The organism is Haemophilus seminalis (assembly GCF_006384255.1).
GTDB lineage: Bacteria > Pseudomonadota > Gammaproteobacteria > Enterobacterales > Pasteurellaceae > Haemophilus > Haemophilus seminalis.
The window spans coordinates 345,981-369,285 of sequence record NZ_VCED01000001.1; the positions used below are offsets into that span (position 1 = coordinate 345,981).

Genomic DNA, 23,305 nt, shown 5'->3' on the forward strand with positions numbered 1-23,305 from the left:
AATCTTATTTTATATCTTTTAATTATTTTAAATTATGTTAAAAAGAATTTTAGTTATTATTGGTTTAGCGACACTCGCAACCGCTTGTTCTAATGGCCCACGAACGGCAAATCATCAGGTTATTTCAGAGAGTGATGATGCTCAATTAACGGGTTTGATTAGTAATTTAGAAAAAGGTAATAATCGTTCAGGGATTTTCCATAAAGTGAGAACAAACCGTTCATCAGCTTTAATGGGTGATAAGGCTTTAGCTGGTGTGTATAATGAATGGGTGGGAACCGCTTATCGTATGGGCGGTACAACTAAACGTGGTATTGATTGTTCTGCATTTATGCAAACGACTTTTTCTGAAGCATTTGGCATTGAGTTGCCTCGTTCTACGGCTGAACAACGTTATTTGGGTAAACAAATTAGTAAATCAGAGTTGAAAAAAGGCGATTTAGTTTTCTTCCGTAAAAATAACCATGTCGGTGTTTATATTGGTAACAACCAATTTATGCACGCAAGTACAGGGCAAGGTGTGACGATAAGTTCCCTTGATGAAGAATACTGGGCTAGAACTTACACTCAATCGCGCCGTATCATGTAATGAAAAAGAAAACCGAACATTAAGTTCGGTTTTTTGATCGGTTTATTGATAAAAATCCCCTCTTTAGTCTAGGGGGGGTTATTATTCTTTAAATTCTACCATCATTTCTTGCGCTTTTTTCACCATATCTTCTGAACCAACAAATAATGGAATACGCTCATGAAGTGCGGTTGGTTCGATATCTAAAATTCGACGATAACCATCTGTTGCTACACCGCCCGCTTGCTCTGCTAAAAATGCGATTGGATTGCCTTCATATAATAAACGGAGTTTTCCATTTGGATAGTTGGTTGCACTTGGGTAAATATAAATGCCGCCTTTTAATAAGTTGCGGTGGAAATCTGCTACAAGTGAACCAATATAGCGAGAGGCGTAAGGACGATGAGTCGCTTTATCTTCTTCTTGGCAATATTTAATATATTTTTTCACACCTTGTGGGAATTTGAGGTATTGCCCTTCATTGATGGAATAAATGCGGCCAGTTTTTGGCATTTGCATATTTTCGTGTGATAGACAGAATGTACCGATTGATGGGTCATAAGTAAAACCATTAACCCCATTACCAGTGGTATATACCAACATAGTTGATGAACCGTAAACAATATAACCCGCGGCAACTTGTTTATTCCCTGGTTGTAAGAAATCTTCTAAGGTGACTGGAGTGCCAATTGGAGATACACGACGGTAAATAGAGAAAATTGTACCGACGGATACGTTTACATCAATATTTGAAGAACCATCAAGGGGATCCGTTAAAATAATGTATTTGGCATTGCGTCCACGTTCCGTATCAAATGCGATAAAACTTTCTTCTTCTTCAGATGCAAAACCAGCCACTTCTTCGCGTGCCATTAATGCCGCTTTCATCGTGTTATGGGCGAATAAATCAAGTTTCATCTGACTTTCGCCTTGTACGTTTTCAACACCTGATTGGCCGAGAATATTTGTTAAGCCCGCTTTATTAATATCTCGGTGAATAATTTTCGCTAAAAGACGAATTGACGACAAAATACCGCTCAATTCCCCTTTTGCATTTGGATATTCTGCTTGGCGTTCAACGATAAATTCACTCAATGTTTTCATAATTTTCCTTTTAGTTTTTCACAATACGTTGATTAATTATAGGGAATTTGGAGTGTAAACTCTAATGATAGATTATCAGAATGAGATCTTTATCACAAAAATTTCACATTAATTGTTGTAATTTTTAGAAGCTATCACTTATTTGTTAATTCATATTGGAGCCATTTTTTTGAATTGGCGTGCCGAATAAACTTCAGTTGCCATAATTGCAGCTAATAAAAATCCTCCAAAATTACCAGCACTTTTCTATTTTGTTCTTTTTGTTATCTAAAACTTACAAAATTTCATCGTGTTTTGCTTAAATAAACTACAATCTGCGGTCTAAAAATGGAGCAAACAAGACACAGATAGTAAAGTTACTTACGCAACTAAAGACGATGTTCAATTCAATACCGTACAGTTTGGTGGTGATAAAGGGCCTAAGATTTCATCTACTGCAGAGGGTAACATCAATGTAAGTGGTCCGGATGGTAAAGTACCAACTAAGATTACTGGGGTTGCTGCGGGTGATATTTCACCAAATAGCACTGATGCGGTAAATGGTGCGCAAATTTATGCATTAAGTCGTGGTAACGTGCCTGAAGTGAAAAATATTACAGCAACAGTAACTAACCCAGATGGTTCAAAAACGACTAAAGAGTACAAAGATATTATTGTTGATAAGGATGGTACACCAATCTTGAAGACCTATAACGTACAAGGTCAGAAAGAAATTATCACTAACTCTGTTGTTGAAGCAGTCCATAATATGAATGAGCAAGGTATTAAGTTCTTCCACTCTAATGATGGTGTAGATCGTCCTAAAGTGGAAACGGAGAATGACTTTGACTCAAGTGCAAGTGGTAAATTTGCGACAGCAATTGGTTCTCGCTCAAAAGCAGATGGAACAAATGCAGTAGCAATAGGTTTCAATTCTGTTGTAACGGGTAATGATTCAATCAGTATTGGTACAGGTAACCGCGTGACCGGTAATAATTCTGGTGCATTTGGTGATCCAAGTATTATTAATGGTAACAGTAGTTACTCAGTGGGTAACAATAATACTGTTGCAACAAATGATACGTTTGTATTAGGTAATGAAGTAAAACACATTGTGGAAAATTCAGTTATCTTAGGAACTAAATCAACTGCAACAGCTGGTGATGGTTCTGCAACAGCTACTTTAAATAACATCAAACAAGATGGCACTAGAGGTACAAGCATAACAGCAGGCTCAAAAGGTACTGTGAAACAAGCTATCGTAGGCAATATGGTTTACGGCGGTTTTGAAGGTGCAACTGCTGATGGCGTAGTTTCTGTTGGTGCAGCAGGTAATGAGCGTCGTATTCAAAACGTAGCGGCAGGTGAAATTTCTGCAACTTCAACGGATGCGATTAACGGTAGTCAGTTGTACTCAGTGGCTCAAGGCGTAGGTAACCGTATTAATAACTTACAAGGCCAAATTAATAAATTAGGCAAACGTATGAATGCAGGTGTAGCGGGTGCAATGGCAGCAGCTAACTTAATGCAACCTCATAAACCAGGACAATCAGCTGCGATGGCTGCTATAGGTCAACATCATGGTGAGGCAGCGGTAGCCGTAGGGTATTCACGTATTTCTGATAATGGTAAATATGGTGTGAAATTATCAGTAGGCGCAAATACTCAAGGACAATTAAGTACTGGTGCTGGTGTATCTTATTTCTGGTAATTATTGCCTATAAATAACGTTAGGCCTCCGTTAATACGGAGGCTTATTTTTATCTTGAAATAAGTAAGATTTTATCGTCAATAAAAACTTGATAAAAAAATACCGCACTTTGATTGTTCATCTAAGTGCGGTATTTTTGCCTACTTTATTTAGCCATGTCTACTTTATTCCAACGTTACATACACAAATTTTCGTTTATCCTGTACGGTTGATCTTGTGTTTAATTTTACTTTTAATAGGCGATTTTTTCAGTTTTTCGATTAAATCTGTTTCTGAAAGGTTTTATTATAGGGCTTCTTAGTGATGAGCGAATAAAATGCTATGTTATCGTTGGAATAAATAGATATTAATTAGATAAATAATTTGTTAATAATTAAAATCAAATAGTTGGCTATTTCCATCATATAGTGTGTAAATCATCGCATACTTAAATCTAAAATTTCACTTTTTATTCATCGTAGATATGGTAGAAAATTATCTGAAGGCGAGAAATTTATAGTCCATTTAAATAAAAAGAGCGATTAAAAAACACAGAATTTTTTAACCGCTCTTTTATTTGATTACTATGCTTATTTTTTTGATTTTTTCCATTTCCAGAACAGAAATAGGGCAAGTAAAGCGATAAGCACATAAATCACCATTTGACCTTTTTGGATTTGAGCATGTAACCAGTCTAAATTTTTTGCACCAAGTTCGCCTAAATAAACCCAAATTGGCACAGAAATAATAGCAGCACAGAAATCAATTAAGGCAAAACGTGTGTAACTTACACGGCGAGTAATGCCAGAGACCATATAAATTGGAGCACGCAAACCTGGTAAAAAACGTGCGACAAATAACACTCGGTTGCCATATTGGCTGAATTTTTCACGCACCATTCTTAAACGTTGTAATGTCACGATTTTACGCATTGGGCGAAAACGTAAAATTTTTGTGCCATAAATACGACCAAGCCAATACATGGTGGAGTCACCCGCAAGCACGCCAATCATACTGACGAGTAACATTAAATGTGAATTAACACTTTCAGGATAAAGTCCCGCAATAACACCACCAGAAACCAAGGTGATATCTTCTGGAATCGGCACACCAAATCCGCAAATAATTAAAACAAAAAGAACAGCCCAATAGCCGTACTCAGTAAAAAATCCAATCAGAAATTCCATAATCTTCCTACTTTATTTTTTTATAAATATCGTAAAAAACTGCTAAGCATTCTAATCTTTTCAGGGTAAAAAGCCTAGAAAAAGTTTGCTTTGAAAAGAGGGATATTCTATAATTCGCCGTCTCAAAGTATAGCTCAATGCTTGTCTTTGAGAGCAATATTTGGAAAATTGCTGGGTCGCCTGCAATTTTCTTTCTTTTAACATTAATTTAAAGAGAACATTAAAATGGCATTTAAATTTAACGCTGAAGTTCGTACAGCGCAAGGTAAGGGTGCGAGCCGCCGCCTGCGTCACAATGGTCAAATCCCTGCAATCGTTTATGGTGGCAGCGAAGAGCCAGTTTCAATCATCTTAAACCATGATGAATTAAACAACGCGCAAGCTCATGAATCTTTCTATTCTGAAGTGATTACTTTAGTGATCGGTGGTAAAGAAGTTGCAGTTAAAGTACAAGCAATGCAACGTCACCCATTCAAACCAAAATTGGTTCACATTGACTTCAAAAGAGCATAATCCAGTATTTACGCTATCTAAAGTCAATTTTAATTCCGAAACCTTTTCTTATTTTTAGGTTTTAAATTTTAATAAAATCAATGAGTTTCAAAAACGTTTCGGAACGTGATTTGTGACAAAAAAAGGCCCTTTATTTGAAGAGCCTTTTTTATTTGGTTGGATTGAGTGGTTTTTCTTTTCTGATGTAATGTTGAGTGGTACGTGCAGAAGTATGGCCAAGTTGTTTTCTTGCTCGTTCATCATCAATCATTAATGAAAGGTCTGTTGCTGCTTTCGCGCGAAGATCTCTCAATTGCACTTGGTTGATCTCTTCGGCTAGCTCTTTATATTTTCTTGATGCCGCATTACGTGTATCTTTGAAATAATCTGTAAGTGATCTCCGCTCGAGCTTTCGCCCCCATTTATTCGTAAACAGAAACTGATTTTCTTCAGTGATCCGCTTGTCGATAATCTCTTTTAGTTTACCTATAACTTTAATCGCAACACGTTTACCTGTTTTTTGCTGTGTAATATGCAGTAAATCGTTGTAGATGTGTGAACTATGGATTTTTACCACGTCTATTGGGCGTTGTCCGGTTAAATACATCACATCCATAATGTCCTTCATATCACCTGTGGCGCAGTCGTAGATTTTATCCAAGATATAATCTTCAATGTACACATCACGGTAATTCACTTTGAATTTTTTAACCCCTGTTGATGGGCTAATCTTTTCAGTGTAACCCCATTCTCTCGCCATGCTCCAAATGTGGCCAAATAACCCAACTTCGATATTTGCGGTTGGTTTAACATCTTTTCTCCAATCTAAATATTCACGAATGTGTATAGGCTGTATTTCATCAAGGGTAAATGGTGGATCTTGGAAGTATTGGCGTAATTTCTTTATTGCCTGAATGTTTGAGTTTCGAGTGTTCTTCGCTTTTTTAAGCGGCACAACTTCTTTTTCATATCGCTCAAGCACTTCAATAAAAAGGATATTATCTTTTTTCGTCAGATACTGCATATTAAGCTTTGCTGCTTCCAGAATAGCGATGTGCTTATCTTTACCTAAAGCAACTTCTTTTTTATCTGCCATCGTGTAGTAGTAATAAACTACGATTGAGCCATCCGCTCTTTTTCGATTCCGACACACTAAACCTTGTGGCAATCCTTGATTAATTCGTTTTCTTGGACGTGCCATAATATCCCCCTTACTAACTTAATACTGCAGACCGCCGTCTTTCCTTTGTTTGTGTAATCGGCTGCACTTTCTCACCTTTCAAAATTTTGTCACCATCAGATCGTAACACAAGCGGGAATTTTCTATTTCCTTTTGGGTGAAGGAAAGGAATTCCGAATTCATTTAAGCTTTTCATCTGATATTTAGGACAAACATATCCAGTTATTAACGCTAATAATTCTGGACTGCAGTATTCATCAAAAAATTCTCTTCCCATATATTCTCCAATAAAAAACCGCCCATAAGAGCGGTGGTTTGTTATTCATCTTCTGGTGGTTGTGGTAGTTGATGCCAATGTGTAACTTCGCCATAAAGAGGAATGTAACCAAAACCAATTAATTCTTGATATAATGCGCACCGAATTTCATTGTCTTGGTTACAAACCAAAACTCTTTTATTTGGTTTTGGCAACCGCTCCGAACACTTAATCCATCCGTTATTTTGCTCATACTCAACAATAACCGGAGGTTGCGCCATATACTTAAATTTCGCCACTGCATCCGCTCCATCTTGCTCAACAGAGGTCTGGCGAACAGGTAAATCAATCCCGCCAAGGATTACGCCATAACAAATACTTTTGATTAAATCCTGCGAACCTTTTGAAAGTCCGTCACACTGGTCTGAACTTAAGTTATATCCATCCTCGGCAATATCTAACGCGGTTTGTTTAGCCTCCTTTGCGGTGTCGTGGACATATAAATTCACATCGATCGCGTCATAACTAAAGTATTTACTCATCTTGTATTATCTCCTATATAACTAGCACCTTTCACAAACAACATCCAATGTGTATTATTCAGGCGCCCAGATTTGTGTCCAATTATTGGATTTACACCGATAACTTTTAAAATCTCACTTACTGTTATTTGCGTTTCCGCCCACTTAAAAATAAGCGATCCGCCGTCATCAAGCACCCTCATACACTCATCAAAACCTTTTTTAAGCTGCGTTCGCCAATCCTCGTCAAGCCGCCCGTATTTTTTGACTAACCAAGATTTGTCACCGACTTTTATTAAGTGAGGTGGATCAAAAATCACGCACTTAAATGATTTGTCCGGGTACGGCATATCTGTAAAATCATGGATTACATCAGGCTCCACTTTTAGCAGTCTGCCGTCGCATAGCGTACCTTCAAAAGTGCGATTATCGGCAAATAAAACGTGTGGATTTTGTTTGTCAAAATGAAACATCCGACTACCGCAGCACGCATCTAAAATTATTTTTTGTTGCATTTTTTATCCCCGTACGGCTTTAAATCAACTACCGGCAATACATCAACAAGCGGCCGAGGCGTGTTGTAGTCTTGTGGTGCATTAAATTGACTTTTGGCCCACTCAACAAAATTATTTACGTAGTTATTAACTACCGCAGGATAGTATGCCGATTCCGCCATTCGGATAATGTCATTTCGTAACTCAGACCCAAACATAAGCCAATTGTATTTAGCGTCATCTAACGCTCGAGTAACAGCCGATGGGTCACCGCTATTCATGCGCACATAAAAATAGCAGCAGAAAATATCTACAAATCTTGAGTAGGGGATATTAATGTTAATTTCATTCATTTACGTTTTCTTTTCTTTTTAAGTTTACTTAAAATACGTTCTTGTTTTATCGCTCTAAGCTCAGTTTCAAGCTTTGTATTTTCCAGTTTTAGTTGATCATTCTCAGCTTTCAGACTTTTAATTAATTCACCCAATTTTCGTAGCTCCAACTCATGGAGTTCGATAGATTTATCAATATGTTTATCTAATCGACTAAGATCTTCCATTAGGACTTTTTCAGCTAGCCGTTTAAGTAATCTCATAATCTATCCCTAATCCCGCCGAATTCTTTTGTTAGGCTATCCACTGTTTTGCCAAGCACGCTCGCCATTAAAACAAAGTCTGCATCAAAACGAGCTGTCACATCTTTTTTTACAATGTCATCGTTCTTCTCGATGATATTGTCGTCAAACTTCAGTCGTTTCAGCGTGCCATCTTCAACCAAGATAAATTTAAGGTTGTTTTCCCACTCAAGCGCGAGTTTAGAGATCAAGCCATTTTGAACAATCTCAATAATTTCCTCGTCTTCAACATCTTTTTGCTTGCAGTGAATAACGCCAAGATCTTCTTTTTCGCGGATTTCCACTTCCTTACGCAAGATTAGCCAATCGGGCGCAGTATCTGTAACCCATTTTGTCATCACTTCACATGGTGCACTATTAAACGCCAACGGTACTACTGGCAAGCTACCGAGCGATTTACGCAAAAGTGCAAGTGCATCTTCGGCTGTTTTACTTGATGCTGCATCAACAAAGATAAGTTGTTTCAATGTGTCGATATAAAGTGCGGTCGTTTTGATACGAGAAAACGCTTGCGGAAGTAGGGTAGCTATCACATCATCTTTTATGGATAATCGTTCTACTTTCTTTAATTTTCGCTGTTCTTTTTCTTCAAGTGCAGTGATTCGTTTATTGAGTTCACGATTCACAACTTCCACAGGTAAAATCTTTTCTTCTCGTTTAGCTACAAGTAAGATTCTTCCGTCCGCTTGATGAGCTAGGCTTTCGCTGGTGGCGAGCGGAGCAGACCAACCGAAATGGCTAACGTCTGCTGAATCACACGGAGTAAATTCACATTCTTTGAGTTGTTTCTCGATATTCTCAAAGTCTATTTGTTTTGTTAATTGGTAAATAATTGCATTTTTAAACCAGTACATTTTTATTATTCCTCATAAATAAAAAGCCGCTAATTAATAGCGGCAGATTTTAAGCATCATCTTCGTAGTAGTGTTCTTCAACCAAGAACCCATCATTATCCATAAGGTAATAGCCAATTTCCTCACCATCACCACCATAGATAGGTTTTCTATATAGTTTTTTAGTCATCTTTAACCTCAATAAACTCACCAAACGCATCTAACGTGTACCAAGTATCAGCTTTGATGTTATTTTCACCGACCTTTGATGCTTTAATATGAATTAGCTCTCCATCATCATTGCGATACACACAAACAATCGCACCATCGATACTCGCCTTAGCTTTAGATTGCCAACCAAGCGCAACAGCTATAGATTGCTCGCCAGATACTTCCGCTGCCGACCAATTGCCTGTATTGGTTGCTGCCGACAGATCGCCTGTATTAGTCGCTACCGACCAATTGCCTGTATTGGTTGCTGCCGACCGATTGCCTGTATTAGTCGCTGCCGACAGATCGCCTGTATTAGTCGCTGCCGACCAATTGCCTGTATTGGTTGCTGCCGACAGATCGCCTGTATTAGTCGCTACCGACCAATTGCCTGTATTGGTTGCTGCCGACCAATTGCCTGTATTAGTCGCTGCCGACCGATTGCCTGTATTAGTCGCTGCCGACCGATCGCCTGTATTAGTCGCTGCCGACCGATTGCCTGTATTAGTCGCTGCCGACCGATCGCCTGTATTAGTCGCTGCCGACCGATTGCCTGTATTAGTCGCTGCCGACCGATTGCCTGTATTAGTCGCTACCGACCAATTGCCTGTATTGGTTGCTGCCGAACAATCGCCTGTATTGGATATCTTAGCAGCATCCCAATCAACTTTACCTTTTATCCATTCAACGGCTTTTTTTACCATTTCTGGTAAGTTAATTTCGGTTTCGATCGTGATTTTTGCAGATGCAATTTTTGTATCATCACTATCTTTTGATGTTTCGTCGCTCATTTTAACTACAGCAAATTTACTTACCGCTGGACTGTAATAGCTAAGCACATCAAGAGGGTATTCGCAGGCGTGAAATCCACTCTCACAAGCCTTAACATCACCTTTATGCACATACGTTTTGCCTACCTCATACTGATAACCTCGACAAGTCCAGTCTTGATTAAACCCTTTATAAGCTATAATTTCTTTGTTTTCTTCGGCCATTTTTTTTATCTCTCAAATTTGTATAATAAAAAAGCCACTATTGGTTAGTGGCTTATTATGGATTTCAGAACGGAATATCATCGTTAAACCCACTGTTGCTTGATGCAGGCTGTCTTTGCGGGTAGCTTGGTGCGGTGGATTGATAATATTGGTGCTGTGCCTGATATTGCTCTTGGCGTGTATTTTTAGCACGGCTATCTTTATCTTTGGCGTGATCTATTAGCCACTGAATGCGTTTTGGCTCTTCCCCTGCAAGATGTTCAGCTAATGTTTTCCCTGATGCTGCACTAAATGGGCAGGTAATGGAAAAGCGGTAGCTGTCCGAGCCATCGTTTTTGGTCGTGAGTTCTTTTTGCAAGAACAGGCCAATGTGTTTATTAGTGAGTTCTGGTGCAATATCATCATTGCCTTGTCGTTTCACCGTCAATTCTTTGACGCCTGTAACCCCCATAATCGCCTGGATCATATTTAAGCCGCTTGATAAATCATTGCCATCTTTGCCTTTGTAATAGACGGAAAGATAATTACCTAGCATTCCATCATCGGTTTCAATGGAAAATTCAATCGCTTGTGCACCACCTTGTGATTTAGTGTATTTAGCGGAAAGAATTTTCCCCACGTATGCGCCTGTTTCTGTAATAAAAGCAGGTTGTCCGCCTTTTACTGCTTGCTCTTCGTTGTAAGTGAACATGACTGCCATTTTAGTTTTCTCCTGTGGTTGGTTGTTCGGTTGGTTCTGTTTTTTCTACGTTGGCTTCATCTTGTGAAATGTCATAGTAATCACAGATGATGCCATCAATTAATGCCAAATCATTGTCAATAAACAGCTTATCGAATAATCCCATCGGGCTTTTTACGGTGTCAGAACCGTTGTTTTGGGTGGAAAATTGGTACATGCCATCTTTCACTGCAGTGCGTAAACAAATCGTAAACATGCCCTCTAAAGTGATTTTTTCATCTAGCATTTTCCCAATGGTTTTTATTTTAGTGCGACCATAATCATCATTTTGTGTATGTGCGAGAATGTAAACGCGCTTGTGTGCTGGAAGTTTGGCGGCAAGGTCGCAAATTTTCCATGCGTTCATTCCAATATCGGTGAATTTGTCAAAGCCTTTTTCCATACCGCGACGCATAAATTCATTCGCCATGATGTATTGATAATCATCAATCACGATAATATCTTGCGGTGCACGCGCCATTGCTTTGCATATTTGTTCGGCATTATCAGTGGTGAAGATGTTACCGCCTTTGCCTTTTTCGCACTGTTGCCAACCTTTTGGGCGAAATGGTAGTGGCTTGTGAATGGATTGAATCAGTAAGGTTTTTTTCGGGTCGAAATTGCGTAAACTGGTTGATTTTCCTGTTCCGCTTTCGCCTAAAATTAATGTAGCAATGCTCATTTTTTATCTCCTATCTAATCGTCAGAACTTGGCTATCAACCAATTTCGCACCAGGAATTTCTTCCCCTGCTTTTAATCGTGCTTTAATCTCAGTTTTATTCGCTGTGATTTTCACATTAACAAGGGTTTCATCGCAGTTATTGGCAAGGAATAAATCTTCATCTAATTGCACCGCACTTTGCTTGCTTTCGCGGTAAGAAATGGTAAACAAAGGGCAGTTAATTTTTGCTGTGCCTGTTGCTTCCATATTGTGTTTGAGGTAGTTTTTAATCTGCTCAATGCCGTTTTGGCGTTGTTTTTTCATTGCCTGCAAGCGTTTAATTTCAGCGTCAATCACTTCAATGTCGCCCTCTGTATTTTTAATGACATAGACGACATTCTCCGCTTTTTTGTCAAAATCTTGCTGTACTGCATCTAATGCTTTGGCAATGTCGGCGTTATCTGCAAATTCAGGGTTTTCGAGTAATTCTTTGATGTTTTCTAGTTGTTCGGTGATTTCGTAAAGTTTCATTATTTATCCTTAGTTCAATTTAAATTTTGATATACATTTCATCGATAATCTTACGATTAATAACATAATCAGGATCGACGCCTTTTCTAATGGCAGAAAAGAGACGTTTTAATTCAATTATTCCCTTTGGAGTTGGGTGGGGGATTTTAGATAAATCAATTTTTGGTTTGATTTCATCTTCAATATGAACATCTTCTAAATCATCAAAATTAAGCATCTCGCCCCTCCATTAATCTGGGTCATAATCATTCATTCTTGCGTGCAATTCACGCTCGGCGATTTTCTTAATCGTTTCTTGTCTATAAGGCTCATAACTTGCACCACTGCCAATGGCAAGCCAGAAATTATCGTTATCACACAGCATTTCTGTGAGTTCGTGATAATGCGTTTGGTCGCCTTGTTTTAAATCATTGTCGATTTCAGTAGCGACTTCATCTAAGGCGATTTCATAGCCTGCCTGCCAATCCACTTCTCGTTGGTGAGCTGCATCAAGTTGGTAATAGTAATCATCGGAAGGTTTCATTGTTTTGCTCCTGCGTGGCTTGTACCATATTGGCAAGCATCGAGAACATTTCAGGGTTTAGCACGATAGTATGTGCGTGTGCTTTTCGGTCTAAATGCAGGCGGATATTGCCTTGTTTATCCACAAAATAGCCGTTTAATCCATAAGGGGTGAACGGTTTTCGACGGGGTTTTGTGGCTTTTGGCTTAACTTTTTCAAGTGGTTTTTCTTCTTCCGATTCTGCTTTTTCAGTTGGGGGAATAGGTTGATTTTCTTTCGCACTTTCTACTAGTTCCGCTTTAAATTGATTCGTACTGGCATCTTTTTGATAAGGCGGAATTTTGGTGTTTTCCATTGCATTAAAATTTTCGATTCGTTTATTTAGACGTAAGGTTGCAATGGCTTCATTGGCAAAATAGGCGGTTTTTTGATACAGCTTATTGTTCACCCACAATTCTCCAAAATATTTTCCGGCTTCTGTACGGATGATTTGTGTTTTGTAGCTTTCCACTTTCATTATTTACTCCAAGTGCGGTTAATTTCGGCTTGTTTTTGCTCGACATAACGATACATATCAGCATTGACCTGTGGGGTAAGATTTGCTTGATAGATGCCGTTTTCTTCACGCCATTGTGCCTTTGCTTTCGCGCGTTCTTCTTGTTGGATTTGTTCGCTTAGTGTGTTGTCGTGCCAGTCGGTAGGTTCATCGGCAAAACAGTAGGCAATACCACCAATTAAAAAAGCGAGGGCAAAGGCGATGGCTGTTTTACAAAGAAATGGGATGGTTTCAGCGAATACATCAGTAAATTTTTGCATTTTTGTTTCCTTTTTCGTCAATTTAGTGAATTTAGGGTGTAACAATCCGCCACACGATTTTTCAAAAGTGCGGTCGGATTTTTCTTTGTTTTAGAAGTCGATTTTGACTGCTTTTGGATTAAAGCCTCGCAAGTGTTTTAATACACGCCAGTTTGTCATTTGGTCGATGTTAAAATCGCTTGTGATGCGGTTTAAGATTTGATTGGTAGAGCGTAACACGCTTAAATATTCGTAAGCCTGTCCGTAGATTTGCCCACTCATGTTCGAGCCTAAAACGTTAAAGGCTCTCTCAATATGTTGGAAAGTGCCGACGCCACGTTTGAAAGCGAACCACAACCAAGCAAGCTGTTGTAATTCATATTCGGTAAATTCAAAGGTGAATTTCTCAGGTTCTGGCAAGGCGAGCTGTTGCGGTGGTTGCAAGGCTTTTAATGTTCTTTCGCAACGGATGAAGTATTGGCGAATTTGTCTGCCTCGTTCGTTTCTTTCGACCATGCCGAGTTCTTTGCCCATGTCGAGGGTTATGTGATATTCCTTGCGTGGGCGTCCGTTGGTGCGTTCGGTGATGATGAAGTAGTCTTCATCTTGAATGAAACCATATTCGTTGATGCGGTTTTTAATCCAAGTTGCGTATTCTTGTTTGCTTTCTACGAATGCGTGAAGTTCACGAGCGTTGCAAAGTTGAACAGGTTGATTTTGGATTAAGCCGTTAAAAACAGGGATTAAGTTTGAATTTGTCATTTTGTGGTCTCTTTGTCAAAGTTTTAAAACTCATCACGAACCACTGCGAATAGTTGGTGATGAACTGAATAGGATTCGCAGTACCGTGACAAAGAGAAACGGCGGATCTTTCGATCCTCCTAAACAGTTCATCATTGGACTTTTTGATAAATTTATCAAAAAGGTAGATTTGCTGTTTTGCGGCTATAAAAAAAGTCGCTTTTGAGCGACTGTCTTTTTCACCGCTCTTTGTCATTCAGGACTGCGATCCCGACTTTCTGTTGAAAGTGGGGGTATCTTAATCTGATGTGAGCGGTGTTGTCAATACGGTTTTTTAACGAGAACCGCAAAACTCGCCTTGTTGCGTCTTACTTCAAACAAGGAATATAATTGTTGCGTCTTACTTCAACAATTACAGGAATTTATTATGTGGGAAGCGTTAATTACTTCCATCTTTTCCATTCTCAAATCTCATTTTGATGAGGTGATTGTGCGTATTACAACGTGGTTTTTGTCGTTTATTCTTTGTTGGTTGCTTATTCCTGTTCATATTCAGATTGAGCTAATGGCAAGACCACTACCTGCTTTACCTGATTATGCTCTGGTTTACCTTTTCTACTTGGTTGCCGCAACTAGCTTTTGGCAAATGTTCTTCATCATTTTGGATATATTGGCTAGTTTGGTCGAAAAATTTCGGCAATACAAAGCTGTCAATCCACAATCCAAGTGGGTTGAGATTGATGGCGAGTATAAAAATTATACATTCTTTAAATGTCATCGTTTATCCTTACTTTTACGAATAAAAAAATCATCAAGTTCAGCAAAAAACTAATAAAAAATACCGCTCTTTCGAGCGGTCAGTGGAGTAGTGCAATCAGTCTGTGCTGATTTGTCTAGAATAGGACGCCTTTCTTTATGCTTGTAAGGCTCAAGCCCTCTTGTTTGCCACAACAACGAGGAATATAATATTTCCGCCATAACAACAATTTATGAGGAAATACTATGAAAAAGATAACGGCTGATAAAATAGCCTTAGTCATGGCTAGAGACATTTTGAGAACCAACTCTCATTATCAAAGAAATATTGATCTAACAACCGCAAGGGATATTGCAGAGTTTATCAATTCATTATCTGAAACATTTCAGAAAACGTTAGATGATGAAATTGATTCGTCTCACATCATCAATGCTTATAAGAATCAATCAGGTAAATAGCCCTACATAAGGATTCTGCAATCTCATCAGGTAACATTCCTGTATTTTTCGCGGCGCTTTCTAATACAGCCTGTTTGATTAGATTTTTATCTTTATCAGATAGGCTGCTTTCTTGTTTTTCTTCCATTTTTAACCTCGTTTGTTTTATTGTTGCCATTTCAAAACACACTTCATCTATCATTCGCAACGGTTTCACTTGCCGTTGTGTCTCTGTACTAGCAAATGTGTTTTGAAATATCCACATTGGGATATTCGCCTGCTTGAGCTCCACTTTCGGCAACTACACCGTTTTTCACTGGCTTTGCATGGGCAGACTTTAAACCACAGTGTTATTAAGTAGGTTAGGGCTTTTAATCTAACGACCGCTTAATACCGTTATGCACTGTGTTTCTGTAACCAAATTGTCGAAAATTCAAAACAGGTTAATGATGAGTGCCTTTCTTTATGCTTGCAAGGCTCAAGCTTAGTTTAGATTTGCATTGTGCCAACACTGACTGAAATGCTTGTTTCTTTTAAAGCAAGCGTGAGCTTATCCGCAAATTCTTGCGCAATAGATTCTTGGATTTGTTCTGCTTTAATCAAACGAGCTACTAGCATTGGCTTATCACCACCCGTAAGGATTGATAAGCGAAGCGTGAATGCTTGGCTATCTAAGCCCTTGTATGTGTGCGTGTTAAACACAAAATATTTCGGTAGTTGTAACTTGCTTTTCGCTTCTACACTTTCCATCGCTGAACGTGATGCAGCAAACTCCCCAACTTCGTGTTCTTCATTTCTAGCATAATCTAAAGTAATTTTACGCACCGCTTGAATTGCTGAAGTGAATGACATTAATTCATCATCCTCACTGTAAACAGTGATGAAATCGCGCCAATCTTCAAGCCATTCAGAAAATTCACGCTGATCACATTTTTTACCTTGGAAATCACATAGTGCTTTAAATGCCGATGTTTTTTCCATATTTAAAAGTGCGCGATGGTTGGCGTGAAGAGGTTGTTTGAGAGAGCCAATATCAAAGACAATTTCTGCACCAAGATTTTTTTCGTCAATAAAACATTGAGCATTTTCTTGCTGATACTGTGCGGCATAAGCAGTAAAACTATCAAAGTTATATGTTGAAAATACGGCACGAAATTGATTGCGGAATTGATTTTGTGATTCCAATGAATGGATTTTCATATCACTTGGCAGGATAGCGATTGGATAATCGCTTTTTCCTACGTGAACACTAGATAAAACAAGTTCTTTAAGTTGTTGTAAATTTTCGTTCATTTAAAGCTCCTATGCTGCTTTTACAATTTTTAAAGTGCCATTTGGTGTTGGCTCTGGTTTTTCAGGCGTTGCACAAAGTGCACCACCTTTATGTACGTACATTGGTGTCGCAGTAGTATCCTCTTCGGAAGATTTCCCGCGTTTTGTAGGTTTGATATAGCTTAGCTTGTGTTGAATTTGAACAGATGGATTATCGCTATCCATTCTCTTTAATGTAAATTCAACCTTCACTGTGCCTTGCTTGTCATTATTTAAAACACCCAATGCAACCTCTGAAAGAGCTGTGGCGAGCTTATTTTCAAAGATCCCTGCGTCAAGCTCTTCAAGAAACTCGTGTACGTTTGTTTTTGCCATTTTTATTTCTCCTATTTAAATAAGTGTTGTAATGGTTTTACCATTTCAAAGCACACTTGATATTGATGTCTTAACTTCAAATATGCTTTGAAATAAACCAGTCCGTGGGCTTGTTCGCCATTTCCCCGACTGAACTCGTATCCTCTAAGGGATTGCTTAAAGATATAAACAGCGCTGCCATTGACCTGCCAACCACATCTCTTCGGTTAAACACGCAGTACAGTTTTCTGCTCTGGGGTTACTCGACTTTAATCAGCCGATAATTTATATCCCGCACGAGACCAAGTTTTTAAAGAGCATTGCCTTTCGGCTTGGTTGTAAAACCTTTATTCAAGCCCTCACCAAAAGGGCTTAGTAAAGATTCTTATTGTTTTGTTAGTTGTTCCGCTCTTACTGGAGACCAGTAACAATCTTTGTTTAAGTAAACAAATCTTCCGCCTGAAATATCTTCTTTCTTTTCAAACCCGATAACCTCGAATGGCCCAAATTTGATTCCAAAGTCGTTTTTATAAATAACTCGGTCGCCAACTTTTAAATCGCACTCAATCGGTGCGACTGAGTTAAGCTGTTTTTTAAAGTTTTGAAGATTTGTCATTTTTAGGCTCCTTGTTTGTGTATCTCGTTTTGATGGGATTATTATGTACTTATGGTTCATTATAGTCAAGAACAAAAAGTACATATTTTTAATAAAATGTACTTTTTGTTCATATTTGATTGATTTACAAAGAAATAAATTTTTGAAAATTGAGTTTAATTGCTTATTTTTTAATCAGTTAAAAAGTAAAGTTTGTGTTTTGTGGTGTGTTTTTGAGATTTTTGCGATGCTGATCGCAAATTTTGGTAGCGATAGTTGGTTTAAATTGAGGTTGGTTTATTATGCCTCTGCCGATAAGGAGGGCAATTATGAAAAAAGAGTTTAAAAAATGGCTAATCTCGCTGAATTGTGAAGGGATTAATAGATTAGGGATTGATGAGATAGTGTCGCGCGTAGATGATGAATTGAGGATTGTACGCGCTAATGAGCAGGAGAGGATTGTGCTAGAGGAGTTGATTGCGGAGTTTAAATGTTAATAAAAAACCGCCAGTTAGGCGGTTTATTTGTCAAATAGAGGATTATTTTTTCTTGCTGTCGTGCTTTGTCAGTGCTTTATGTGTTTTCTTTATACTTGTCTGTATTTTGTTAATTTTTTCTTGGGAAAGAGCGAGATCTTCAGGTGCTGTTCCGGTATTTGAGATCATGACATTACGAACAGAGCGACCAACGGTTTCAGCCGCATTTTCTAAATTCTTTTGACCTTTAATATTTTGATTTCTTATTTTGGCTTCTGTTTGTGTTACGCGGAATATATTCGCTGCGAGCTCCTCATTATCCATGAAATCAAGCAGTGATGCGTTGTTATCAAGTAGCCCTTTTTTGTTTTTTAAATTTTTAATATTCATATTGTACATCCCTCTATACCCAGCATTTTGGAAGAAAGCATAGTTCTCCACGCCGTGTTTGTGGGCAATATGGCTCAGGCTTTTTTCTCTATCTGAAATGTCACCACGTAAGTAAACTCGATCCACTTCTTCGGCGCTTTGGCAAAGTGTGTGAATTTCATCTGCCAGTTTAGCGAAATATGCTTGGGCTGCAGCAACCTTCGGATTACTTATATTTCCATTCATAACCGTTAAATAACAAGCAAATCGAGTCATTTTAAAGTCAGATGGTGTGTTCGGCGATTGCGTCTGAATGAAGTTGTCTGCAATTGGAATATTTAAGTTATTACATACAGCATAAGCCTTATTCATGGCTTTTAAAATTGCCTGCATGTCGTTATACCCTAACATCATAGCAAGATCAGAAGCATACCAGTATGTAATTCCGTTTTGTTTCGCAAAATCGTCAAATGAAAGAGATGTTCCCTCCTCAAATACGAGCGCTAATTGAGTCATGTTATTTCCAAATTTTTGTGTCATATTGATTCCTTATTGTATGATTTCTTGAGCATGTAAAGTCAAGTAATTTTTTAGTTATCGCTAAATTAATTATGGTAGATTAGCCAATTTTTTCAGGTTTTCTTGATCGGCATTTTAATTACAAAACTTCAACTCTTTCTCTTGCCACACCAATAATGCGGATTTCTTGGTTAAGTGAGCTTAATGTTGGAAACATTGGATTAAGCGGGACAAGCTCAAAGTGCGGTATGCCTTCTGCTGTTCTTGTACCGAGCTCTTTGTATTGTTTAAATGTCGCCTCATTGTTGCCATTGATTGCGGCCACAAATTTTCCTGGGGTTGGTGCAATATCAGGATCGATTAAAACCAGATCGCCCTCATTAAAACGCGGGAGCATAGATTTCCCTTCAATTCGTAAATAAAAGGAGTTTTCAGAGGCTATGACTGTACTTGGGATCATCTCGTAACCGTCAAATCCCTCAAGCGATCTAATATCAGTCCATAGTCCTGCTTGGATTGGACTTAGCAAAGGGTAGGATATTTGCTTTTCGATTTTCTCAATAGAGGCATTCTTATCGCCATAAGTTAGCCATTCTTTTGTTACGCCCAAAAAATCAGCCAATACATAAATATTTGCTTGAGTTGGCAATGTCTCCGCATTGAACCATTTACTCACTGCTTTTGGCGTAATTTTCAGTATATCTGCAATAACTTTTCCCCTGCCTTTTTCTGGCAAGTTCTTTCTTTTGCACGCAATGTCTAGCCGTGCGGCAAAGTCCTGTTTAATTTTTTCTTCTGTAATCATTTTTTCACCTTTGAACCAACGGTTCAATTATAAATAAAACTTGAAGTACTTTCAGTTCTAAATTAAAATGTACTCAAAGTTCATTTAAAGAGATTATATATGGAAAACTTAAAACATATTATTGACTCTTTGGGTGCAGCTAAAGTGGCCGATTTATGCGGACTTTCTGTCCGAGCTGTTTATAAATGGCGCACATCAAATTCTTTACCACGAACTGAATATACAGGCGAGACAAGATATTCCGAGATTCTATCTCAAGCCTTGGAAGGTTCTGTCTCTGCGGAAGAAATTCGACACTTTAGCAAACCTATTAAGTCAGGCTCTGCGATTATCGCATGACTGTAATTTACCAACACCAATTGAAAAGAAAACCATAAAAATAAGGCAAAAATTATGGCAATGAAGAAAGTCATTATGGAAATGATTGAAAAGATACCTGGCGGCAAAAGTGCGGTTGCAGGGTTTCTTGGATTTTCAGAGGCAGAGCTGAACAATCGTCTTTATCAGACGAAAGGGCAACGTTTTAAAAACGAAGAATTAATCGCATTGCAGCTTGAGTATGGCTGTACTGATTTTATCGAGGAGCTTTGCCGAAGTGCTGGCGGCCATTTTGTACCGGTACCAGTCGCAGGCGAATTGGACTCAGTAGAAATCTCAACTTTACAACTGCGTGAACTGTCCGCTCGTGGATTGTTGTTTGAGGAGTTAGAAAAAGCGCTGGCAGATGGCGAAATCACAACCGATGAAGAAGACGTGATCCGCAAATTATTAAACAAGCATTTAGCAGCAACACAACACTCAATCGAGTGCGTGATCTCGCTAAATAAACGGTAATAAAAAACCACGGCGGCAACCGTGGCTAATTAATAAAGTGTTAAACGAGGTGATTATGGCAAATCTAATTCAGATTAGCAATAGCAAAATCAACAATTCCGAAGTTAAAACGGTAAATGCGAGAGAATTACATTCATTCTTGGAAGTCTCAACGAGATTTTCAGACTGGATCCAAAGACGAATCTCAGAATATGAATTCGTTGAAAATCAAGACTTTGTAGTTTTACTCAAAAATGAGAAAAACCATGTAGGGGGTCGCCCTCAGAAAGAAGTTCACATTTCCATTGATATGGCAAAAGAACTATCAATGGTTGAGCGCAACGAAAAAGGAAAACAAGCCAGACAATATTTTATTGAGATGGAAAAAGTGGCGAAATCCACTGATCCTATGATGCTATTAAACGACCCAGTTTACTTGCGTGGCGCGCTTGCAACGTATTCCGAAAGGGTGATCGAGCTTACCCCAAAGGCGGAGGCGTTTGATCGTTTAGCAACCGCAACAGAAGGCGCAATGAATCTCACTAATGCTGCAAAACACTTACAAATGCAACCAAGAGCATTCACCCAATTTTTATTTGCTCATGGTTGGATTTATAAGCGCACTGTTGGATCCGCTTGGATTGCTTATCAAGACAAATTGCAGCGCGGTTATTTAGAGCATAAAGCACACCCTGTCACACAACCTGACGGCACGGAAAAAATCTACCCTCAAGTATTAGTAACTGCAAAGGGATTGGCAAAATTATCCACGATGTTAAATAAGGCGGTGGCATGAGTAACGAATCTAAATTTATTCCTAATTTTTTACAGGTGCCAAATGCTGTTATTGATGAGCTACTGCCTGATTTAACCGGGGCGGAATTGAAGTGTTACTTGGTTGTCATCAGAAAAACCAAAGGCTGGAATAAAGAAAGCGACAATATCTCAATCAGTCAGTTTATGAAAGCAACTGGACTAAGCAATAGTGCAGTGATTAAAGCCTGTGAATCACTTGTTAAATATGGCTTGTTAATTAAACAAAATGGCGCAAGAAACACTGGCGTTTATGCGGTAAATTCTTACTCAAAAACCACCTGTGAAGAAAGTTCACAAGTCACCTGTGAAAAAAGTTCACCTGTGAAAAAAGTTCACAGCACCTGTGAAGAAAGTTCACAAGTCACCTGTGAAAAAAGTTCACACACAATAAACAATATTAAAAACACTATACAAAATACAAATAAAAAAACTACGCAAAAAAATTCGCTCGATTTGCTTGCTGAATTCGGAATCGTTGGTCAGCTTGCCGATGACTTCATCACTCACCGCAAATCCAAAAAAGCGACCATCACCGAAACTGCGCTCAATGGGTATAAGCGCGAAGCTGACAAAGCTGGGATAACGCTGGAGGAAGCAATCGCAATCGCCATTGAAAGAGATTGGCGCGGATTTAATGCGAGCTGGAATTGGCGCGGTGACAGCATAGCAACGGCTACAAACACCCGAAAAACAAGCACTTTTGCCGATGACGGTTCTTGGGCTGTTGGCAGAAAATTAAATATCGATCCTGAACTCATTCCAGAGGAGTTGAGATGAAAAACGTAATTCCAATGGATCCAGCAAAAAGTACGGTCACAAAGTCTAGTATTCCCAGCAACGCCGTTCGCTTAATTGACCGGATGTTTGTGCGATTGAAATCCATCTTTCCAGCATGGAAACAGGCGTTTGCTAGTGAAGTTGAGTATAACGAGACTAAGCAAGTATGGCTCGAAGAGCTATTCAAAGCTGGCGTAGTTGAACCGATGAAATTAAAACACGGACTTGATTTAGCAGCAAAATCGACCAGTCCATTTTTCCCAAGTGTAGGGCAATTTATTGCTTGGTGCGAGTTTGAAAGTTATCACGAATTAGGCTTACCAACACTAGAAGAACTTGAGCAACGACTTAAAAAATACTTTGGTTATGCGAAAGAGCCTCACAATTTTAATTTTCGCTCCCCAGCCGAATATTGGTTGCTTTCTGAACTTTACCGAAATTACAGCAAGAAGAAATGGGAAGATTGTCAAAAAGCAATGCCACGTATTTTGGCTCAAGCCGTTGTAAAAGTGCGGTCTGGGGATGAATTTGAGCCTATTCCAATAGCGATTGAAGAAAAAACCAAAGTTATCGATAGACAGGTAGCAATTCAAGGCGTAGCTAGATTAAAAACGATTATGGGGGGGAATTAAATGTCTGAACAACAATTTGATAAAGATACATGGCAAACACCACACTATGTTTTTGAATGGCTATCTCAACGTTTCGGATGGTTCGATCTTGATGGTTGCGCAACAGCAAACAACGCCTTGACATGTCACTATATCGGCGAACCTAACTCAGATAATGATGAGCATCAATCAATCGCAGATGACTTTCTAATGCCGATTGAGCAAATGTTAGATGTATTGTTGGACGAAGTCGCAGAACGTTGTTCGGCTCCGTTAAGAATCTATGTGAACCCGCCTTATTCTAACGTTACACCATATCTACAACGCGCAAAAGAATTATGTGATGCCGGTTATTTAGTCGTGATGTTACTCAACAATGATAAATCTACTCAATGGTATCAAAACCACATTCAAGGCGTGGCGAATGAAGTGATTGATATCACAGGTGGTCGAATTGCATTTATCAACCCTGTAACAGGAAAAGAAATCAAAGGGAATAGCAAAGGACAAATGGTCGTAGTCTTTGATCCGACAATGGAAGACTTTGTCACACGTTCAATTAGCCTTGATTTTATTAAAAAGGTTGGTGGATATATCCACGTGGAGAAATAG

General features: G+C 38.7%; 36 protein-coding genes and 1 pseudogene. 13 read left to right on the forward strand and 24 right to left on the reverse strand.

Features of this window, described 5'->3' with window-relative positions:
• Window positions 1–34: 34 nt before the first annotated feature.
• On the forward strand, window positions 35–589 hold the full coding sequence (locus FE813_RS01660; RefSeq protein ID WP_139989221.1) for an NlpC/P60 family protein: 555 nt from the start codon (window positions 35–37) through the stop codon (window positions 587–589).
• 81 nt (window positions 590–670) lie between these two features.
• Here FE813_RS01660 and fbp read toward each other — a convergent pair whose 3' ends face one another.
• Window positions 671–1,672 carry a class 1 fructose-bisphosphatase gene (gene fbp / locus FE813_RS01665; protein WP_139989222.1) on the reverse strand — a complete coding sequence of 334 codons (1,002 nt, stop codon included), beginning with the start codon at window positions 1,670–1,672 and terminating at the stop codon, window positions 671–673.
• Window positions 1,673–2,159: 487 nt separating this feature from the next.
• Here fbp and FE813_RS01675 point away from each other — a divergent pair, with 487 nt between their 5' ends.
• Window positions 2,160–3,362, forward strand: coding sequence for a YadA family autotransporter adhesin (locus FE813_RS01675; protein WP_373366632.1), 1,203 nt, complete (start codon window positions 2,160–2,162; stop codon window positions 3,360–3,362).
• 569 nt (window positions 3,363–3,931) lie between these two features.
• Here FE813_RS01675 and FE813_RS01680 read toward each other — a convergent pair.
• Window positions 3,932–4,528, reverse strand: a complete 597-nt coding sequence (locus FE813_RS01680) for a DedA family protein (protein WP_139989224.1) — start codon at window positions 4,526–4,528, stop codon at window positions 3,932–3,934.
• A 225-nt stretch (window positions 4,529–4,753) separates the two neighbouring features.
• Here FE813_RS01680 and rplY point away from each other — a divergent pair, with 225 nt between their 5' ends.
• The gene (gene rplY / locus FE813_RS01685; protein WP_005633680.1) at window positions 4,754–5,041 is read left to right on the forward strand and encodes a 50S ribosomal protein L25; all 288 of its coding nucleotides are present in this window, start codon (window positions 4,754–4,756) and stop codon (window positions 5,039–5,041) included.
• A 148-nt stretch (window positions 5,042–5,189) separates the two neighbouring features.
• Here rplY and FE813_RS01690 read toward each other — a convergent pair whose 3' ends face one another.
• The 7 genes from FE813_RS01690 to rdgC are packed head-to-tail and all read right to left on the reverse strand — an operon-like array spanning window position 5,190 to window position 8,959.
• Entirely contained in the window at window positions 5,190–6,221 is a 1,032-nt protein-coding gene (locus FE813_RS01690; RefSeq protein WP_139989225.1) for a tyrosine-type recombinase/integrase, read from the reverse strand.
• 13 nt (window positions 6,222–6,234) lie between these two features.
• Window positions 6,235–6,477: a hypothetical protein gene (locus tag FE813_RS01695; RefSeq protein ID WP_048952983.1), complete on the reverse strand. Its 243-nt coding sequence runs from the start codon at window positions 6,475–6,477 to the stop codon at window positions 6,235–6,237.
• Between the two features lie 41 nt (window positions 6,478–6,518).
• Window positions 6,519–6,998: a DUF551 domain-containing protein gene (locus FE813_RS01700; protein WP_139989226.1), complete on the reverse strand. Its 480-nt coding sequence runs from the start codon at window positions 6,996–6,998 to the stop codon at window positions 6,519–6,521.
• Window positions 6,995–7,492, reverse strand: coding sequence for a class I SAM-dependent methyltransferase (locus tag FE813_RS01705; protein WP_139989227.1), 498 nt, complete (start codon window positions 7,490–7,492; stop codon window positions 6,995–6,997). Before FE813_RS01705 ends, FE813_RS01700 begins: the two co-directional genes overlap by 4 nt.
• Window positions 7,477–7,824, reverse strand: a complete 348-nt coding sequence (locus FE813_RS01710) for a hypothetical protein (RefSeq protein WP_139989228.1) — start codon at window positions 7,822–7,824, stop codon at window positions 7,477–7,479. The genes FE813_RS01705 and FE813_RS01710 overlap by 16 nt, the downstream gene beginning before the upstream one ends.
• Window positions 7,821–8,066 carry a hypothetical protein gene (locus FE813_RS01715; protein WP_139989229.1) on the reverse strand — a complete coding sequence of 82 codons (246 nt, stop codon included), beginning with the start codon at window positions 8,064–8,066 and terminating at the stop codon, window positions 7,821–7,823. The genes FE813_RS01710 and FE813_RS01715 overlap by 4 nt, the downstream gene beginning before the upstream one ends.
• A complete protein-coding gene (gene rdgC / locus FE813_RS01720) occupies window positions 8,063–8,959 on the reverse strand; it encodes a recombination-associated protein RdgC (RefSeq protein ID WP_139989230.1) in 897 nt (298 codons plus the stop codon). Before rdgC ends, FE813_RS01715 begins: the two co-directional genes overlap by 4 nt.
• A gap of 356 nt (window positions 8,960–9,315) precedes the next feature.
• On the opposite strand from rdgC, the gene FE813_RS10895 reads away from it, so the two are divergent.
• Entirely contained in the window at window positions 9,316–9,861 is a 546-nt protein-coding gene (locus tag FE813_RS10895; RefSeq protein ID WP_506340687.1) for a hypothetical protein, read from the forward strand.
• Here FE813_RS10895 and FE813_RS10900 read toward each other — a convergent pair.
• From FE813_RS10900 to FE813_RS01765, 9 genes and pseudogenes are all read right to left on the reverse strand, one after another.
• A pseudogene (locus FE813_RS10900) lies at window positions 9,856–10,143 on the reverse strand (DUF7666 domain-containing protein); the annotation flags it as partial. The gene FE813_RS10895 and the pseudogene FE813_RS10900 overlap by 6 nt on opposite strands.
• A 64-nt stretch (window positions 10,144–10,207) precedes the next feature.
• Complete coding sequence (locus tag FE813_RS01730; RefSeq protein ID WP_139989232.1) at window positions 10,208–10,843, reverse strand: hypothetical protein; 636 nt, start codon at window positions 10,841–10,843, stop codon at window positions 10,208–10,210.
• 1 nt (window position 10,844) lies between these two features.
• Window positions 10,845–11,543: a DEAD/DEAH box helicase family protein gene (locus tag FE813_RS01735; RefSeq protein WP_139989233.1), complete on the reverse strand. Its 699-nt coding sequence runs from the start codon at window positions 11,541–11,543 to the stop codon at window positions 10,845–10,847.
• Window positions 11,544–11,553: 10 nt separating this feature from the next.
• Complete coding sequence (locus FE813_RS01740) at window positions 11,554–12,054, reverse strand: siphovirus Gp157 family protein (protein WP_038440657.1); 501 nt, start codon at window positions 12,052–12,054, stop codon at window positions 11,554–11,556.
• A 19-nt stretch (window positions 12,055–12,073) separates the two neighbouring features.
• Window positions 12,074–12,271 carry a hypothetical protein gene (locus FE813_RS01745; protein ID WP_139989234.1) on the reverse strand — a complete coding sequence of 66 codons (198 nt, stop codon included), beginning with the start codon at window positions 12,269–12,271 and terminating at the stop codon, window positions 12,074–12,076.
• A gap of 12 nt (window positions 12,272–12,283) precedes the next feature.
• Entirely contained in the window at window positions 12,284–12,577 is a 294-nt protein-coding gene (locus tag FE813_RS01750) for a hypothetical protein (protein ID WP_139989235.1), read from the reverse strand.
• Window positions 12,561–13,073, reverse strand: a complete 513-nt coding sequence (locus tag FE813_RS01755) for a hypothetical protein (protein ID WP_139989236.1) — start codon at window positions 13,071–13,073, stop codon at window positions 12,561–12,563. The genes FE813_RS01750 and FE813_RS01755 overlap by 17 nt, the downstream gene beginning before the upstream one ends.
• Entirely contained in the window at window positions 13,073–13,372 is a 300-nt protein-coding gene (locus FE813_RS01760) for a hypothetical protein (protein ID WP_139989237.1), read from the reverse strand. The genes FE813_RS01755 and FE813_RS01760 overlap by 1 nt, the downstream gene beginning before the upstream one ends.
• Before the next feature lie 90 nt (window positions 13,373–13,462).
• Window positions 13,463–14,113: a P22AR C-terminal domain-containing protein gene (locus tag FE813_RS01765; protein WP_139989238.1), complete on the reverse strand. Its 651-nt coding sequence runs from the start codon at window positions 14,111–14,113 to the stop codon at window positions 13,463–13,465.
• A 406-nt stretch (window positions 14,114–14,519) separates the two neighbouring features.
• Between FE813_RS01765 and FE813_RS01770 the strand changes: the two genes are divergently transcribed.
• Window positions 14,520–14,924 carry a hypothetical protein gene (locus FE813_RS01770; RefSeq protein WP_235898358.1) on the forward strand — a complete coding sequence of 135 codons (405 nt, stop codon included), beginning with the start codon at window positions 14,520–14,522 and terminating at the stop codon, window positions 14,922–14,924.
• Between the two features lie 170 nt (window positions 14,925–15,094).
• Window positions 15,095–15,307, forward strand: coding sequence for a hypothetical protein (locus FE813_RS01775; RefSeq protein WP_118856371.1), 213 nt, complete (start codon window positions 15,095–15,097; stop codon window positions 15,305–15,307).
• Here FE813_RS01775 and FE813_RS10440 read toward each other — a convergent pair.
• The 4 genes from FE813_RS10440 to FE813_RS01795 form a co-directional block, all read right to left on the reverse strand.
• Window positions 15,276–15,434 carry a hypothetical protein gene (locus tag FE813_RS10440; RefSeq protein WP_179228197.1) on the reverse strand — a complete coding sequence of 53 codons (159 nt, stop codon included), beginning with the start codon at window positions 15,432–15,434 and terminating at the stop codon, window positions 15,276–15,278. The genes FE813_RS01775 and FE813_RS10440 overlap by 32 nt on opposite strands.
• Before the next feature lie 341 nt (window positions 15,435–15,775).
• Window positions 15,776–16,579: a DUF2303 family protein gene (locus tag FE813_RS01785; RefSeq protein WP_139989240.1), complete on the reverse strand. Its 804-nt coding sequence runs from the start codon at window positions 16,577–16,579 to the stop codon at window positions 15,776–15,778.
• 9 nt (window positions 16,580–16,588) lie between these two features.
• Window positions 16,589–16,933, reverse strand: coding sequence for a YfdP family phage-associated protein (locus FE813_RS01790; RefSeq protein WP_139989241.1), 345 nt, complete (start codon window positions 16,931–16,933; stop codon window positions 16,589–16,591).
• 364 nt (window positions 16,934–17,297) lie between these two features.
• Window positions 17,298–17,528 carry a hypothetical protein gene (locus FE813_RS01795; protein ID WP_139989242.1) on the reverse strand — a complete coding sequence of 77 codons (231 nt, stop codon included), beginning with the start codon at window positions 17,526–17,528 and terminating at the stop codon, window positions 17,298–17,300.
• Between the two features lie 308 nt (window positions 17,529–17,836).
• Between FE813_RS01795 and FE813_RS10445 the strand changes: the two genes are divergently transcribed.
• Window positions 17,837–18,004: a hypothetical protein gene (locus FE813_RS10445; protein ID WP_180978660.1), complete on the forward strand. Its 168-nt coding sequence runs from the start codon at window positions 17,837–17,839 to the stop codon at window positions 18,002–18,004.
• A 42-nt stretch (window positions 18,005–18,046) separates the two neighbouring features.
• Here the strand turns inward: FE813_RS10445 and FE813_RS01800 are convergent, their stop codons facing one another.
• Both FE813_RS01800 and FE813_RS01805 read right to left on the reverse strand, forming a co-directional pair.
• A complete protein-coding gene (locus FE813_RS01800; protein ID WP_139989243.1) occupies window positions 18,047–18,892 on the reverse strand; it encodes a BRO family protein in 846 nt (281 codons plus the stop codon).
• A 118-nt stretch (window positions 18,893–19,010) separates the two neighbouring features.
• A complete protein-coding gene (locus FE813_RS01805; RefSeq protein ID WP_139989244.1) occupies window positions 19,011–19,676 on the reverse strand; it encodes a S24 family peptidase in 666 nt (221 codons plus the stop codon).
• 99 nt (window positions 19,677–19,775) lie between these two features.
• Here FE813_RS01805 and FE813_RS01810 point away from each other — a divergent pair, with 99 nt between their 5' ends.
• From FE813_RS01810 to FE813_RS01835, 6 genes are read left to right on the forward strand one after another with little or no spacing between them, the layout of a single operon-like run.
• Window positions 19,776–20,015 (forward strand): helix-turn-helix domain-containing protein, encoded by a 240-nt coding sequence (locus FE813_RS01810; protein WP_139989245.1) that lies wholly within the window; start codon window positions 19,776–19,778, stop codon window positions 20,013–20,015.
• Window positions 20,016–20,069: 54 nt separating this feature from the next.
• Complete coding sequence (locus FE813_RS01815; protein WP_139989246.1) at window positions 20,070–20,510, forward strand: YmfL family putative regulatory protein; 441 nt, start codon at window positions 20,070–20,072, stop codon at window positions 20,508–20,510.
• A 55-nt stretch (window positions 20,511–20,565) separates the two neighbouring features.
• Entirely contained in the window at window positions 20,566–21,285 is a 720-nt protein-coding gene (locus FE813_RS01820; RefSeq protein ID WP_139989247.1) for a phage antirepressor KilAC domain-containing protein, read from the forward strand.
• Window positions 21,282–22,082, forward strand: coding sequence for a replication protein (locus FE813_RS01825; RefSeq protein ID WP_139989248.1), 801 nt, complete (start codon window positions 21,282–21,284; stop codon window positions 22,080–22,082). Before FE813_RS01820 ends, FE813_RS01825 begins: the two co-directional genes overlap by 4 nt.
• A complete protein-coding gene (locus FE813_RS01830; protein WP_139989249.1) occupies window positions 22,079–22,714 on the forward strand; it encodes a replication protein P in 636 nt (211 codons plus the stop codon). Before FE813_RS01825 ends, FE813_RS01830 begins: the two co-directional genes overlap by 4 nt.
• Complete coding sequence (locus FE813_RS01835; protein ID WP_139989250.1) at window positions 22,715–23,305, forward strand: DNA N-6-adenine-methyltransferase; 591 nt, start codon at window positions 22,715–22,717, stop codon at window positions 23,303–23,305.